The organism is Fulvivirga ulvae (assembly GCF_021389975.1).
GTDB lineage: Bacteria > Bacteroidota > Bacteroidia > Cytophagales > Cyclobacteriaceae > Fulvivirga > Fulvivirga ulvae.
Genome location: NZ_CP089981.1, coordinates 4946967 through 4962206, shown reverse-complemented (window position 1 = coordinate 4962206; position 15240 = coordinate 4946967). Strand labels below are relative to the sequence as shown.

Below are 15240 nucleotides of genomic sequence, written 5' to 3'. Positions count from 1 at the left end.
AATGCTGCCGATGGAAACGTACAAGTGCCCTCTGTGCAAGGTTCAGCACTTAACTGAGTAGGGTCATATTCAAAAGCCGAACCATAATCCGGCAGACTTTTAAAACCATAATTATCATAATAGGTAATAGTAAGATAGTCATCTTGGGGTACTCCTGTAGGAAAGGACAAGTCTGTATATCCGTGTAAGTTGCTATTTCCATTGTACGTCTCATACCACCATCTTCATCCCCCACTCTGCCTTTTACATATATTTGCATTTGTTGCTGCCTTAACACAACCGGGTGTGTATAAATACCGGTAGCTATAGAACGATTTAACTGTTCATATTTAGTAAAGGTCCATTCACGCCCGGTAGTTTTCTCCGGATCTCGTTGATTCCCATCTTGCGTCAACACCAGGCGGTCTCTGTCATCATAAACCATATATACCCAATCAGACCCCGGCACCCGCTTTTCAATCATACGCTGACGGTTATCATATTTATAACTGAAGCACCATTGAGACAAAAACCTGTCATCAATTGTCGCTCCTTCATCTAATTTTTTATTAGCCATAGGAGGCAATACAAACCTTAGATTTCCAAAATCATCATAGATGTAGTATGTGTCCGCCCACTCCTCAGAGAATCCATTTTTATGGGTCTGGACTCGCTTTAGTACGGTCTGTCCTTGCTTGTCAACAAACTCCAGTACCTGGTGACCTTCTTCATCAGTAGTAATTGTTTTGGCAAGCTGTCCAATGGTATTACCATTTCCAACAGTATTACTAAAAATTCCCTGGCTAACAGGAAGATCACCTGAAATATCCCAATTTTCAACGCCATCATTTGTTGTGTTTATTTCATAACCATACTTTATTGTTTTTCCTTGTGTTGGGCTTCCATTTACCGGCTGCCAAACACTACCTGGAGAACCTTGTTCTATTACTCTGTTTAATGGAGAAGCATCAAATACTTTTTTACTAAAAGGGCTAACATCGTGAGCTACATTCGAAGCCTCTTGATAAAACAAATATTGATCACTCTGAGTATAATGGCCATTTATAATTGCATCTGTCTTGTAATGGCCATTAACTCCCTTTCCATATGGCAAATAACTCATGGGTTGCCTGTTGTAATTGTCATATACAAATGGAATAACAGCATCTATTTGCCCTGGAAGACTTTGTTTATTTACACCTTGAATCGCCCTCCCTAGTCCATCAAAATATGTTGTTTGTAAATCAGCATTCGCTACTACATCATTGAAATTAGCTGTACTAACAGGCACTTTGTAAACTATTTCTGAAACATAATTCATGCAATTATGTTCATCTATCATAATGTCCCTCGTTTCGGACATAACAGTGGGACAGCCTGTACCATAGGTTGCGGTACCTGTGACGGTATAAGTTCCAGCGTTACTTAATGTCCATACAAGATCACCTCCTGTACCGGGGAGTGTTGAAACCGTAGTACTTCCATTTTTTAATGCATAATTTACATTTAGTTGAGAGTTTAATAAGCGGATGGAAGTTTCCTCTCCTAAGCAGATACTGCCCCCCCCCCTGTAAGGCTCTTTAAAATAACAGGTTTTATAGTTACGTCAACTTGTGTTTTGGATGTACTAAAACATCCATGTTCTGAAACCCCTTCTACAAAGAAAGTGGTATTTGAGTTTATGGTTGGTGAATAGGTATCTCCTGTATGGAGATAAGTACCGGAACTGGAATACCATCTGTCACTTCTTGATGAAGAAGTTAATACTACGGTTCCTCGCTCACAAATATCTACATCAGGAGCAACGGGCATATCTGCTGGATGCCACCATGTTGAGTGGTAAATACTCAGTGAAACATGTCCGCCCCACCCAAAATTGCTTTTTGCCCTCAAATAAAATGCTCCACTTCCTCTATCAGTAATTACCCAGTTTACTCCCGGTGAATAGGGGTTGGATTCATCAGTTCCTAGTGATCGTTGCCAATACCAAGTAGTTCCTGACGGTGGTGTGTTGGTAGAATAAAGATCTGCTTTATTACAAGACAAGTTATACTTGATTGGAGATGATGGAGCAGAAGGGAGCTGCCCAACGTAAACCGTTTTAGTATTAAAAGCACAATAGGATCCTCCACATTCATCCGTTCCCCATTTAAGTGTTTTTGTTCCTAAAGATGTCCATTTTACAGAAACAGCATTCTTATTGTTATTAGCTCCTTGAATTGTCCCTCCTACTGCTGTCCAATAGCCATCCTGAATAGGGGACCAGCCATCGTAACAGGTTGGGCAGGTATAACTTTCTGTTGAATTTAAAAGCACATAGTGAGGACCTTGTATAGAATTCCCATCAGGGTAAGGGTCTCCAACATAAACTGTTAATGTTCTGAATGATCCTGTAATACCTGAATATGTCTCAAACATCCGCTTAATATAAAAGGTACCTATCGTATTCCATTTTATACTAATATATGTTCCGTTTGATTCATCCTTACCCAATATTTGAGCTCCCGAGATATCGGCCCAATATGTTCGTTTAATCGGAGAGCCAACATTTGGCGCATCAGATGATTTACAATTTAGACAGGAGTATTCCCTCGTTTGATTTTGCAATACCGTCTGCTCCCCAGTAATCTGAGCTTCAGATATTATATTTTGGGTAAAAAAGACAGTAAAAAGTAATACTTTAAAGAACTTCATGTAGACTTATTTATAGTGATACTGGTAAGCTTTTAAAACCTTTTGATCATGATCCTTAATTGACTTTAGTCTTCCAAGGTTATCATAGTAATAATAAATGGTTCTTCCATTTGAGTCAGTTTGAGAAGCCATTCCAATCAAAGGATAGTATGAATAAGTAATGATTTGAGCATTTTGAAGAACTGAACGCAAGCTATTTTCCTGAGATTGTGACAAGCCCCCTGCACCTGCATGGAATTTCGCGCCAAATCCTGAAATGGCTTCTATCTCAGAAAAAGTAGCATTAACAATTTTAGCAACAGGTAGTGTATGATTATACCCCCAAATATAACTCCCTGGTATACCGTCCTTTCCCTTATACTCAAGAGGGTTCCCCAAATCATCATATCTGGAAAATGTAATTTCGACAACAGGATCTTCACCGCCATAGGCTATTTCCACAAAATCAGGAAGCACTAAACCATTACTTGTTTTATAATTTATTTTAGATACGGATAGAGGTGCATCGTTTACTAAAGACTCTGTTTTTATAACTTCATTAACCCTGTTTTGTGCTATCAATTCACTTTCACTGGAGGTAGGATTAGAGACATCCTGCGGATATGTATAGACCTCCTTTTTTGTCTCTCCATCACTTTTTTCAGTTTCCATTCTTGTTACCTGAGAATGTGCAGAGCTTTCGTAGTAATATTTTGTGTCTTTTGATATCTCTTTATTAGCCTCATATTGAGTAGAAACTTGAGAAGTAAGGTGAAGGGATTCAGGTCTAAGGTTATAATGAACAAAACCTACGCCTTGATAAGTACCCGGCTTTGCAACTGCAAATGCCGGAGTTTCAATATTTGATAACTGTATTGAGTATGAGTATTTATCTTTTTGTTTTAGATTTCCAAGTTCATCAAATATCTCTTTTACAACTAATTTACCCGCATATGGGCTTTGCGTGACAGGTCTTACCGGAATGTTATTATAGTTTGTGTACCCATTAAACTGTTGATATGTTTGAGGTGGATAAAAGGTATACACTGTTTGTCCTTCACCTGCTTTCTCTGTCACTCTTCCGTAAGAAATATGAGAACCGGAGAAGTCAAGAGTATATGGATCATCTGTAGTTAACAAGTAAAACTCTCCTGAACGGTGATTGTTAAAATAATCTTCAGCTGGCTCAAAGTCCATTAGAAAAAAGTAGGCACTAAGTCCAAAAATTGGTTGATCTGCATCGTAGCTCTGCCTGTATAAAAACTTAGGATTATAAAGCAAGCTGGACTGAGTATAGTCATATGAATTTGAAAGAAGAACACTTCCATCATCATCTTTGAATTTAATTGAAGCAATCCTTAAACCACCGACCAGGTAATCATCGGGTTGAGGAGGAAGTTCTTCAAGCCTTTTTAAGTCCAAATCAGCCCAAAAACATAACCCTGCATAACTTTCGTGTCCATACCCATAAACCTTTACTTTATAGGTTTTACCAACTGTAACTCCCAATACATTTGTAATATATCTTGTCCCCTCATTATCATCATTTTGTCCATCCACTGTACTATACGCATCAAACACATCTACACGCACGCCACTTTGCATATCAATAACTTCATAAATTGGTCCGAGTTGAACAGTCGGCCAACATTGACTCCAGGAGGTCCAACCGTAAATGGTGCCTTCCATTCTTAAAAGACGGCTATCAGCAGTGAAAGTAGCTTCTTTAATAACAATCGGAGGAGGATCAATAGGAGTACCCGATGTTGTATTTAAATCCTTCAGGGTAACCCAGGCTTTATTTTTGATAACAGGGTAGTCGCTTTTGTGGCTTTCGTAAATAAATTCTGTGGATCCTTTTGTCGGGTAAATTATTTCCTTTAAGGTACCACTTTTGGCATAATCCAGTCTGACCTTACGATCTGCAAAAAATCATTAATACATGCATCATAGTAAGGGAAGAGATCCGGATACAAACTTAGGTTATCATGTTCTCCATTAAAATATCCCCAACTATCTCTCGCGAATGATATTCTCGGTGGAAGGCTGTAAGTTTCATTATAAACAAATGAATGCGTCTTTTTATCGGCTTCATCGCAAGAAGATTCAGTAAAAGATAAAAGCTTTAATCTTTTTTTACTCGTCTCTGACAAATCTGCACCAAACAATAAATAATTTACGGGTTCCCGACTAGTTGAAAAATAGTTGTACGAAAATTTAAACTTTCGGATGCAACTTCCTCTATACCTGATTTCAATTTGATCAAGTTTAAGTGGCGTACTCCCTAAATAGCCATGTAAGTCAGTTCGCCCAGATGATGTAAATATTATCTCCGTATCACCCGCTGTAATCTTGGATAAAATAGGTACACTGTAATTCTGCTGGCTTAATACATTACTCTGGTCAACTATTCCACTAGAACAATACAGTTCCTCATGATTTTTTAAAACACACCCTCCTGACCCATCTGCATAAACCATACAAGTATGCTTGGATTGATTAGATATTATTCCAGTAGCATATTTGTTTTCCTTGTATTCTAATTTTATCTCTCTATTTGTTTTTGGATTATAAACTTTCGTTAATACCCAGGAGTTATCTTGCCATTGATTTGATGAACTATTAATATTTGAAGAGTATACCTTTTCTATCGCACCTTCAGTTTTGCCAAATGTAAATTTTGTTCCATCCTCAACAGTAATGTCCCATCCCATAAATCTAGATCGGGTAGAACCTGAAGTATACACCTCCTCAATTATTACATCCTTCTGATCGTAACTAATCGGTTCTCTATTTTCATTGAAATAGAATTTACCGGAATGGTCACCAGCGTTATAAGAATATATATCTGGCTGACCATCCTGATATCCATAAGCTAGATTATTTAAGTATATTCCTAATTCCCCTCCCTGCTCCTCAAATACATCAATATTATTTTTTAGCTCAGTCAGACCATAGCTAGAATAATATCCTAGTGTCGATACTAGTCCTTGATGGGGTGCATAATAGTTTCCCTCATCATAAGTACCTCTAACTATTCTCATTAATGCTCCTCCCACATGAAGATTCCATTTAAGGCCTACGACCGATGCCAGTTCCTCTACCTTGACACCCGAGGCATCATAAGACAATGAGATAGGTAGAGACATTCCTCCATACTCTAAAGTATAGACAGGTATCGAAATCTCTGGTGAACCAGTATTTAAATTCACGGGTAACGTTACATCTTTGCCTAGATTAGCAGATTCCGGTGAATTAATCTGAGGTTGTAAATCGGTACTTTGAAAGGTTCCCTGAGCAAAGGAGAACTGAGTGGAGAAAAATAAAATTATTCCACATAAGAGAATGTTATTAAACATAAGGGAAGTTAATTAAGGGAAACAAGACAATTCCAATATAATATTGAACCTGAAAATATTTAGCGCCGCAATTTACCGCTTTTTTTTTCGCAAAAAAAATATTGCATATTTTATTGCACCTGCTATTGAGAAGATATTATTTAGAATTCTCGTATTTGGCATTATTCCCGACCCTGCATTGAATGTTTGGAATCTCAGTTCATTTTCAAAATCAAGCATTCGTAATCGTACAAAAAAACCTGATTTTCTCTAATCTCACCGCGAAAAACTATATCCATAGATCTTTCTAATATCCCCTCCAAAACCTGCTCCTCCCCCGAAACATTATGAACTACCAGCAACTCTTCTCCATCATAAATACGCTTAAATACTAAAAGCGCAGGATTAGGCTGCTCTACCATTTGAATGTCGCCGTAGGTAAGTATATCGCTGCTGCGGCGTAGGGCGATCATCTTTTTGTAGTGGTTAAAGAGGGAATTAGGGTCATCTATTTGTTCACTAAGGGGCTTGACGGATTCTTCAGTAGTGAAGGTGGGTTTTATCCATTGGGTACGACTTGTGTCATCTGCGGCGGTTTCCCATAGAAATGGTTCACGTATGTGTTCATCGGGTTTCATGCCTCGCATGCCTATCTCTTCTCCGTAGTACAGGTATGGGGCTCCCGGCAATGTCAACAAAATGGAGGCAGCCGATTTGGCTTTTTCAATGTTATTATTGAGGACACTCATCACCCTGTTTTGATCATGGTTGCTGAGGAAAGTGGCAATGGCAAAATCGGGGTTGTATTGTCTGAACTTTTCCTGTCCGGCGGTATAATTATTTACGATGCTTCCTTTTTCATCGGCATTCCAACTATGACCGGCAATAGCGGCCGAAACATTCACCCCCTTGTTTAATGTCTCAAGGATGCTAAATGCCAGGTCAAAGTTAAATAATGCTGAAAACCCCTCGGCATAGGGTGCCTGTATGTCGGTGTTGGCCCACACCTCTCCTACCAGGTAAACATCAGGCTTTGCTTTCTCCATTTCTGTTCTGAATTCCTTCCAGAATTCATGGTTGTCCTTTGCCCTGTCATCGGGGTAAATGTGCTTGGCGGCATCTAGTCTGAAACCATCAACACCGACTTCCTGCAACCAAAACCTGCCAATATCATAGATCTCTGCCCGCAGTTCGGGGTTATCGTAATTGAGGTCGGGCATACCTCCATAAAAGAAGCCGTAGTAATGCTCAGCAGTGGTATCTCCGTTTACAGCATGCCATTGGGTAATATTATCAGAGTCAAACGAAACCTCTTTTTTAGCCAATTGGTCTGCGATAGAGTCCTTGTCTGCCCAGACATAATAGTCGCGGTATTGGCTGCTTTTATCCTGTATGGCACTTTTAAACCAAGGGTGTTCTGAGGAGCTATGGTTAATGATCAGGTCAATGACAACCTTGATATTGCGGTTATGGGCTTCCTTCACAAACGCCTTAAAATCTTCCATGGTACCATAATCCGGGTGAATGGCCCGGTAATCGGTAACGTCATACTTATGGTAGCTTGGCGAGGGCATAATGGGCATAAGCCAGACCGCCTCCACACCCAGGTCTTGCAGGTAGCCGAGCTTTTGTGTCATTCCGTTGATGTCGCCAATACTGTCGCCGTCAGAGTCGCTAAATGATTGCACAAAGATCTCATAGGTGATGCCATGCTGAGGCCAGGCCGAGATAAGTTCATTGGTTTTTTGCTCAGATTGACAGGCAATGGCCAGCATAGAGACCAGGACTGGAAGTATATATTTAGAAGCTTTCATAGTTGTTTTGGCATTCCTCCCCTGTAATTAGTGGGTCAGAATGTCTTTTGGAATGTTTAAGTACCTGCAAAACAGGCAATACCCTGATTAATTTTACTGATCTGCCTTAACAAACTTTCTTTTCTGTAAGTCTGTACTATTCTTTACGGTTAGCACATATATACCTTTAGGTAATGTGCTAATGTCCACATGTCCATTGACATTTCCTGCAAGTATGCTTTGCCCTGCAAGGTTGCGTATTTCAAATGTGGTGCTGCCCGGCATTCCATCAATCTTTAAATAGTTTTTCGCCGGTATAGGATAAACGTTGAGTTTATCAGTGCGTCCATCCTTGATGCCTGTAATAAATTCACTGGTTGTAATTGTGGCTTCTCCCGAATCTGATGTATAATGCGCGTTTTTTGCTGTCACTTTATATGTGTAAGCAGTCAGCTCTGCTACGTTTCTATCGGTGTAGGTACTTACATCAGCCCCCAGAGTCGTCACCAACTCAAAGCCGGCTCCGGCTGACCTCCAGACCTGGTAGTTTGTTTCTATGGCTGAGTTATCCTCCCAGTTCAGCACCACTTCATTTCCTGACATATTTGCTGATAAACCAGTCGGGGCAATGGGTTGAACAAAATCAGTCAGCTCAGCCACCACTTCAGGTAACTTTACATCTGTATAAATCCTGAATTCGCCGGGCTGTAGTTGCAATGTTTCAGAGGTTGCATCCACAATTAGCTCATCTCCCTTGGCAAAATAACTATACCAGCTTCCCGTATGAGGAAAACTTATGGTTATGTCTTTCGCAGAAAGGTTAAAATTAGCCACTACCAAAAGGTTCATTTCATCTGTCGAGCCGGGATTACTTACAAACGGATCTGTTTTGAGTACGATCTGCTTTACCAGTGTTTCAGATTCATTAATGGTAGTAACATTATCAGAAAATATGGGGTATGAAGTTTTTAGTTTTACAAGCTCAGCCGTTACATCATACAGTTTTAACCGTTCCTGATCTTCGTCATAACCCAACCCTCCATCAGCCCACGGAATAGGCTTCTCTCCTGTCCTGCCATTGAGTTCTATTGATTTATCGTAGCCTAATTCACCAAACTGCCAGATCATTTTTGGCCCACCAATAGCGTAATAAACAGCAGAGGCAGCCTTCACCCTCTCCAGAGCTATATCCAGGTCTTTGGTATTGTAGCTTCCGGGAATCGAATTGCCAAAGCTAATATTCCGGTAAACCAGACGCTCTTCGTCATGGCTTTCCATGTAAGCGATGAGGTTAGGTTCCTGCCAATTACGGGTTTTATAATAGGACCAGTCAATAGATGAATTATCACTAAAGCCAAGCGTGTTCTGGTTAAAATTATGGTTCATATTGCCCCAAAGCATGATGCCATAGTCTGCCAGCACTTTTTCTTCGCTGTTGTCTGCGAGATGCTCGAATATAACATAAGCCTCCGGGTGGTGTGCCCAAATAGCATCAGTCATTCGTTTTAGAAGATCAATGCGTGTTTGATTGTACGCGCTCCAGGCTCTTACATCAGAACCTTCCGTAAAGTCCTGCGTGAAACCTTTGGTGAGGTCAAAACGATAGCCGTCAAATTTGTATTCATTCAGCCAATAGTGGTTAACCGTATCTATGAAATTTTGTGTGTAAGCAGACTCATGGTTAAAATCATAAAACACATTGAAAGGATGGCGCGGAGTAACATTTAGCCAGGGGTTATCCGCTGCCGGCTTGAAGGTCGATTCGTTCCAGTATAACTGGGCCAGTGGATTATCTTCATGGGTGTGATTAAGCACCATATCAAGAATAACCGCTATCCCCCGCGAATGACATTCGTCAATAAATGCCTTCAAATCATTTTTAGAGCCATAGTACTTATCAGGGGCAAAAAAATAAGATGGGTTATAGCCCCAGCTCAGGTTACCGGAAAACTCCATAACTGGCATAAGTTCAATGGCATTGACACCAAGTCCCTGGAGATAATCGAGCCGGTCAATAATACTTTGATAGTTCTGCTCTTTATCAAAATCCCTTACCAGTAACTCGTAAATGACCAAATCTTCTTTTGCAGGCTTCATAAAGTTGGTTATCTGCCAGTGGTAAGGAGTCTGACCTGTTTGCAGAACAGAAACATTGCCTGATGCACCGCCTGGATAGGTTTTCAATGCCGGGTAAGTTGCGGCAGGGATAAACGGATCATTATTAGGGTCGAAAATCTTATCTGCATATGGGTCTCCTACTATGATTTCTTCATCAACAAGGTATTGAAAAGCATATTCCTGACTTGAGTTAAGCCCACTTATTTCCAGCCAGAATAACTCTCCATCCTGTTTCATTTGATAGTTGATTGAGGGCATCCAGTTATTAAATTCTCCAATAACATAAACGCTGGTTTTACCCGGAGCCTCCAGGCTGAGGGTTACTTTTGATGGGTCTGTGTCATAATTTATACCTTTGATGATATCGGCAGGTGTAACAACATTTTCGGTAGCTTGCCTTACAATAAAGTAGAATTTATCCGTAGACACATCGCCTCCCACTGTGGCAGTAACTGTGGCTTCAATGGTACCACTTTCAACGACATTATGTGTGTAGCTTAACTCTGTACCGGTTAAAGACTCAACCACAACATTATTGATTTTCAGTTCAAGATCCGCTGATGCAGAACTTAATGCCACAATATTGATAGTACTGCTAGGGTCTACAAAAAAGTACTCATCGGAAGGTTCGGAAAAAAACACCTCCAACTCCCCAGTTGAAATATCAATAAACAGATCTTCCGGGCTTTGTCCATTGCCCCAATCATCAGCCTTTACTTTAAACCCAATTCTGGTGATCTGATCTGCTGGTTTGTTAAAAAAAGTAGTTGGGGTAAAGGTCAGGGTGAAAATATCAGGATTCCCTGTTGCACTAAATTTGGCTGCAGACTGTGCGCTGGTTGCGGGATTGACATTCGTTGGAGCATCACAATCAGAGGTACAATCAGGAAGCCATGCCCAAAGCCAAAGTGCTGACTCATCAGCCAGAGAAGGTACTGAAGAGACATCTACGGTTAATGTTAATGGCTGGTCGGCTGTTGGGAAGGCGGGGTTAGTGGAGAATGTCTGGGCCGTTACGGTCAGGCACAATAAACATATAGCCTGGATTAATAAAATAATGCGCATAAGTATGAAGTTGAGAAAGAAATGGAGGAGCCTATTTAGCAATTGCCCACGTGCCCCTCCATAAAAAGATTAATTTATACTGTAAGAATATCCATTAACAGGATCCAAGTCTAGTGTAATGGTATACGTGCCTCCAGAAACCGGGATATTTGCGCCTCCATATTCCATTGAGCCATCATTAGCATCATCACCAAAATTAATATCCCAACCATCATTAGCTCTAAATTTTAACTCTCCATCAACAAGAGTTACATCAATGGTCCATTTATAATCTCCTTTCGCTCCCGAATGCTCCATATCTGTATCTGGATCATTCCAATCATTTGGTGTACCACTGCCTATAATGGCCCAACCTATCTCGGTCACTGAATAAGTTCCGTTGGCAGCATCAAATACTACTCTATAGAATCCATCAGAAGCAACCGTTACGTTTTCTTCTCCTTCCTCTATCCATATACCTTCCTCACCAGGCTTCTTACCTATGTCTCCCGTATAAGTTCCAAGTGTTGGCAAAAATTTAAAGCCGTCACCAGCTACAGTTATATATTCATATATCTCAAATTCAGTCGATGATCCCGGGATTAATCTAAATGGTACAGCCGCAAATTCATTCCATCCGGCAGAAGTTGAGCCTCCGACAAGATAAAGCTCGGTGATATTCACAAATCTCCTAATCGTTAAGGAGAAGGTTTGATTCGATTCCAGTAACAAATCACCAGATTGTGCTAAGACTTTCCATTGAATTGTAGTGCTCTTTCCTTCCTCAACTCCAAAGTAAGCAAGTGTATCTTCTAATAATTGATGTGTTAAAGCAAGGTAATTCTCCTTCCCGTCAACATTCGAATTAAACTCTAAATCAGGACTCGAAAAATCACCATCTGGCAATATAGCCTGCCATGTATAAACCACATCATTCCCTAATCCTGAAAAGGCACTATCCCATTCAAATTTAACCTCAGAAAGTGAGGCAGCTATATCCAGGTTTTGGGTTGACTCATCCGTCGGTGATAACAAGTCAAATGGAGAGATAGCATCCACATACCGCCTAACCGTAATGGTATTTGCCTCAGCTACCTTAGTTAAGTCCCCATTGGTTGCTGATACTGTCCATTGCACCTCGATCTCCTCACCAATGTTCAATCCCAATGCTGCCAAAGCCTGATCAAACTCTTCATTGGTCAGTGAAATTTTTGTGGCCGTGCCATCATTATCAGACGGAAGTGAAAGCAGCGGAAAGCTAAAATCTCCCCCTACTTCATCAACTAACCAGGTATAGTTTACTGTTGAGTTAAATCCACTTCTGGCTTCGTTCCAGCTAATTACCACTTCCTCATCAGGAGCCACCGAACTCAACTCTATTCGTGCCCCGGAAACAGGGCTCAATTCAAAATCGCGCAGACTCTCCAGGCCTGAGCCTTCAAATTCTTCCTGCTCGCATGAAAAAGCAACAAAAACTGCTATAAGTATTAGATATATATTTTTCATAACTGATTATTATTCTTCTGTTAAAGGAAAAGCCTCAAATGTATCACTTTGAACAGTGCCTTCTGCATTTCTGAATATGTAGCCAATTTTGGTTATTGTGGCTCCTTCAGTGACATCAAAGAATACTTCCGGTATGAGTGATAAGGAGTATATGCCGTCTCCCCTATCGGTAAGTTTCAATTCAGGGGTAGAACCGACATCTGACCACTGTGCTTTGGGCACGTCCAGAAAATCAGTTCCATCCGCATTCTGGCCGCTTACAAAAAGATATGCATAGATCTCAGTGACTGACTTCATATCAGAACTACCTGTAAGGTTCTGATCAAAAAACAATGTCACCACATCTTCACCTGTAAACTTTACCGGAAAGGTTCGGTTTTCAGTTGGTATGAATATTAAAGGCTGCACTGCCACTGTCAAATCATTATCCGACTGTTTACCGTCTCCCCAACTTTGGCTCTTTAGTTTCAGGCCTATCTTTCCTATTTCAGAAGGTGCCTTTCCAAAGAAATCTACAGGGGTGAATGTAATTCTATAAACGTTAGGGTTAGTCTCATCTCTCGTTACCTTTGCATCTTCCGTATTCTCTCCGCCTGCAGGATCTATATTTGTAGGTGCGTCACAGTTTGTTGAGCAGCCTTCGGCAATCCAGGCCCAAATCCAAACATCTCCGGCATGGCCAGCCAGACTTGTGCCCGATACGTCAACGGTAATTGTTACTTCATCCTCCGCAGTAAATACTGCCGGACTTGTCGTCACGGTTTGAGCATTCCCTGCCAGAGGCAATAAAGCAAGCAATAAAATTTTTAATATGTTCTTCATCATCATTTCCTTTATTGTTTGATAAATCGATATCTGTAGCTCAAAAAGGCACTTTTCTCACCTTTGCTGTTGGTTTGATACCTTGTAAACTTCAGGTTCAGTACTCCTTCCCTCAATTCCAGATAACTTTCAAACTCAAGCGCCTCGCTATCTGCAAATATGATCTGAGTTGGCGCTTGCAAGTTATCCAGCGTCCATTGCCCGGAAGTAATCCCTATAATCGCCGGAGAATTTCCACGGTCGATCGTAAAGCCTGAAGGATCTCCGTCACTAACTTCCAGGTTCATGGTATAGTCAGTGTAATTAAATATCTCCGTAATGTCCATGGTCTGAACAAAAGCCGGAAAACCTTTTCTTACAGCATCCTCATCAACCTGAATTACCGAAGCCAGCTTCCATGTACCAGCCAGTTCATTTACCTTATCTACAGGCTCTCCAACTCCACCATATTCTTCAATACACCCAGTGGCAAGCAAGCTGCCAAATACCAGGAGTGCAATATTTATAAATGTCTTTTTCATCATGTTTTTCAATTTTAGTTGTTAGCAGCCTCCTTCAATGTTTGGCGTGAAAACATCTGTACCTCCTGCACCGGCTATTTCAGTATCTGGGAACTGTATAGCCATACCCGGACAATCCCATGCAGAATTTCTGATCCTGAGATCACTTTCTCCGGCTGCACCTCTGCGTCGCAAATCATGGAACCTTTGTCCTTCTGTCACCAATTCTTTTCTTTTCTCCTCCCTCACTGTGTTTAGTAATGAAGCCTGGCCTACACCGCTCGATACAGGTGCTAAACCAGCTCTGGCTCTGATATCATTGATATCATCAACGGCTGTGTTTATTGATACTGACGTATTTAATTCAAGGCCTGCCTCTGCTCTTATCAGTTTAAGCTCGGTTACATGCATAAGTGGCACATCGAAGTAATTTACACTGTCATATTTAGTAATGAATATAGCCTCGTTCTCTGCACCTTCATTATCTATCCGGTACCACTCTTGCCCTCTCAGATCATTAGCGTCAGCTGTAGCCATTTCATACATGTCTCTGGAGATCCTTAAGGTTGGAGGGTTATCCCCATCAGATCTGAAGTGTGTTGAAAGTTGTGTACCCCTGTGGTCATTAGGGTTGCTGACCATTTTAAAAATGGCTTCGTTAGTACTTTCAGGAGAATAACGGACCTGAAATTCTTCTGCATCCGGATTGAAAGCATGAGGGCCGTTGTTAAGCACATCACTTGCCATATTGAAGGCTGCTTCATAATCGTGCATGAAGAAATGAACCTTGGCTAAGTAAGCCTTGGCTGCCCAGGAGTCTGCATAAACTCCGTTTGAAGCAGGAAGTGAGTTCGCCGCATCAGACAAGTCACTCACAATCTGCTCATAAACCTCTGCCACTGTATTTCTGTTTTTTGCTTCGGCAGAAGGTTCTGTACGCAGCACCACGCCAAGGTGTGTATTCTCAGATGTGAATCCATAAGGTTGGGCAAACAATCTGACCAACTCAAAATAGCAAATGGCTCTCAGGAATTTAGCTTCCCCTCCTATCCTGGCCTGCTCGGCCTCAGATAAACCTTCGATCAAATCCAGATTTTTAAGCAACACGTTGGCACGGTAGATCACATAATGTGGCTCATCAAACATATTTTGAGTGTAGCCGGTAAAAAATGTACTGGTTTTGTTATAGTATGCTCTGAAATCAGCGTTATTCAGATTGGTCTGGCTACCATCGATATTATCAGACATTACTTCCGATATCGACTGTACCCTTCCTCCAAAAAAATCTCCACCGTCACCTCGCAGGGCGTCATATGCAGAGTTCAAAAGCTCCTGCATATCCTGGGGAGTCTGCAATGCTTCATCAGCTATTATCTCTCCTTTTGGCTCTATCTCCAAAAGGTCGTCGCACGATACAGTGATAATAACAGCTAAGAATATGTATTTAAATATTTTCATATTATTCAT

At 41.0% G+C, this 15240-nt stretch carries 10 protein-coding genes; all 10 read right to left on the bottom strand.

The genetic code is table 11. The features are described 5' to 3' along the window. Positions 1-49: 49 nt before the first annotated feature. On the bottom strand, positions 50-1321 hold the full coding sequence (locus tag LVD17_RS21015; RefSeq protein ID WP_233760980.1) for a DUF6443 domain-containing protein: 1272 nt from the start codon (positions 1319-1321) through the stop codon (positions 50-52). A 203-nt stretch (positions 1322-1524) separates the two neighbouring features. Continuing rightward, positions 1525-2673, bottom strand: coding sequence for an immunoglobulin domain-containing protein (locus tag LVD17_RS21010; RefSeq protein ID WP_233760978.1), 1149 nt, complete (start codon positions 2671-2673; stop codon positions 1525-1527). Between the two features lie 6 nt (positions 2674-2679). Beyond that, a complete protein-coding gene (locus LVD17_RS21005) occupies positions 2680-4341 on the bottom strand; it encodes a hypothetical protein (RefSeq protein ID WP_233760976.1) in 1662 nt (553 codons plus the stop codon). 191 nt (positions 4342-4532) lie between these two features. Then, complete coding sequence (locus LVD17_RS21000; RefSeq protein ID WP_233760974.1) at positions 4533-6011, bottom strand: hypothetical protein; 1479 nt, start codon at positions 6009-6011, stop codon at positions 4533-4535. A gap of 194 nt (positions 6012-6205) precedes the next feature. Continuing rightward, positions 6206-7804, bottom strand: a complete 1599-nt coding sequence (locus LVD17_RS20995) for an alpha-amylase family glycosyl hydrolase (protein WP_233760972.1) — start codon at positions 7802-7804, stop codon at positions 6206-6208. A 93-nt stretch (positions 7805-7897) separates the two neighbouring features. Further along, positions 7898-10966 (bottom strand): alpha-amylase family glycosyl hydrolase, encoded by a 3069-nt coding sequence (locus LVD17_RS20990; protein ID WP_233760970.1) that lies wholly within the window; start codon positions 10964-10966, stop codon positions 7898-7900. Between the two features lie 69 nt (positions 10967-11035). After that, positions 11036-12451 (bottom strand): SusE domain-containing protein, encoded by a 1416-nt coding sequence (locus LVD17_RS20985; RefSeq protein WP_233760969.1) that lies wholly within the window; start codon positions 12449-12451, stop codon positions 11036-11038. A gap of 9 nt (positions 12452-12460) precedes the next feature. Continuing rightward, positions 12461-13279 carry a DUF8578 domain-containing protein gene (locus tag LVD17_RS20980; RefSeq protein ID WP_233760968.1) on the bottom strand — a complete coding sequence of 273 codons (819 nt, stop codon included), beginning with the start codon at positions 13277-13279 and terminating at the stop codon, positions 12461-12463. A gap of 5 nt (positions 13280-13284) precedes the next feature. Continuing rightward, positions 13285-13797, bottom strand: coding sequence for a DUF5004 domain-containing protein (locus tag LVD17_RS20975; protein ID WP_233760967.1), 513 nt, complete (start codon positions 13795-13797; stop codon positions 13285-13287). 18 nt (positions 13798-13815) lie between these two features. Further along, the gene (locus LVD17_RS20970) at positions 13816-15231 is read right to left on the bottom strand and encodes a RagB/SusD family nutrient uptake outer membrane protein (RefSeq protein ID WP_233760966.1); all 1416 of its coding nucleotides are present in this window, start codon (positions 15229-15231) and stop codon (positions 13816-13818) included. Between the last annotated feature and the right edge of the window lie 9 nt (positions 15232-15240).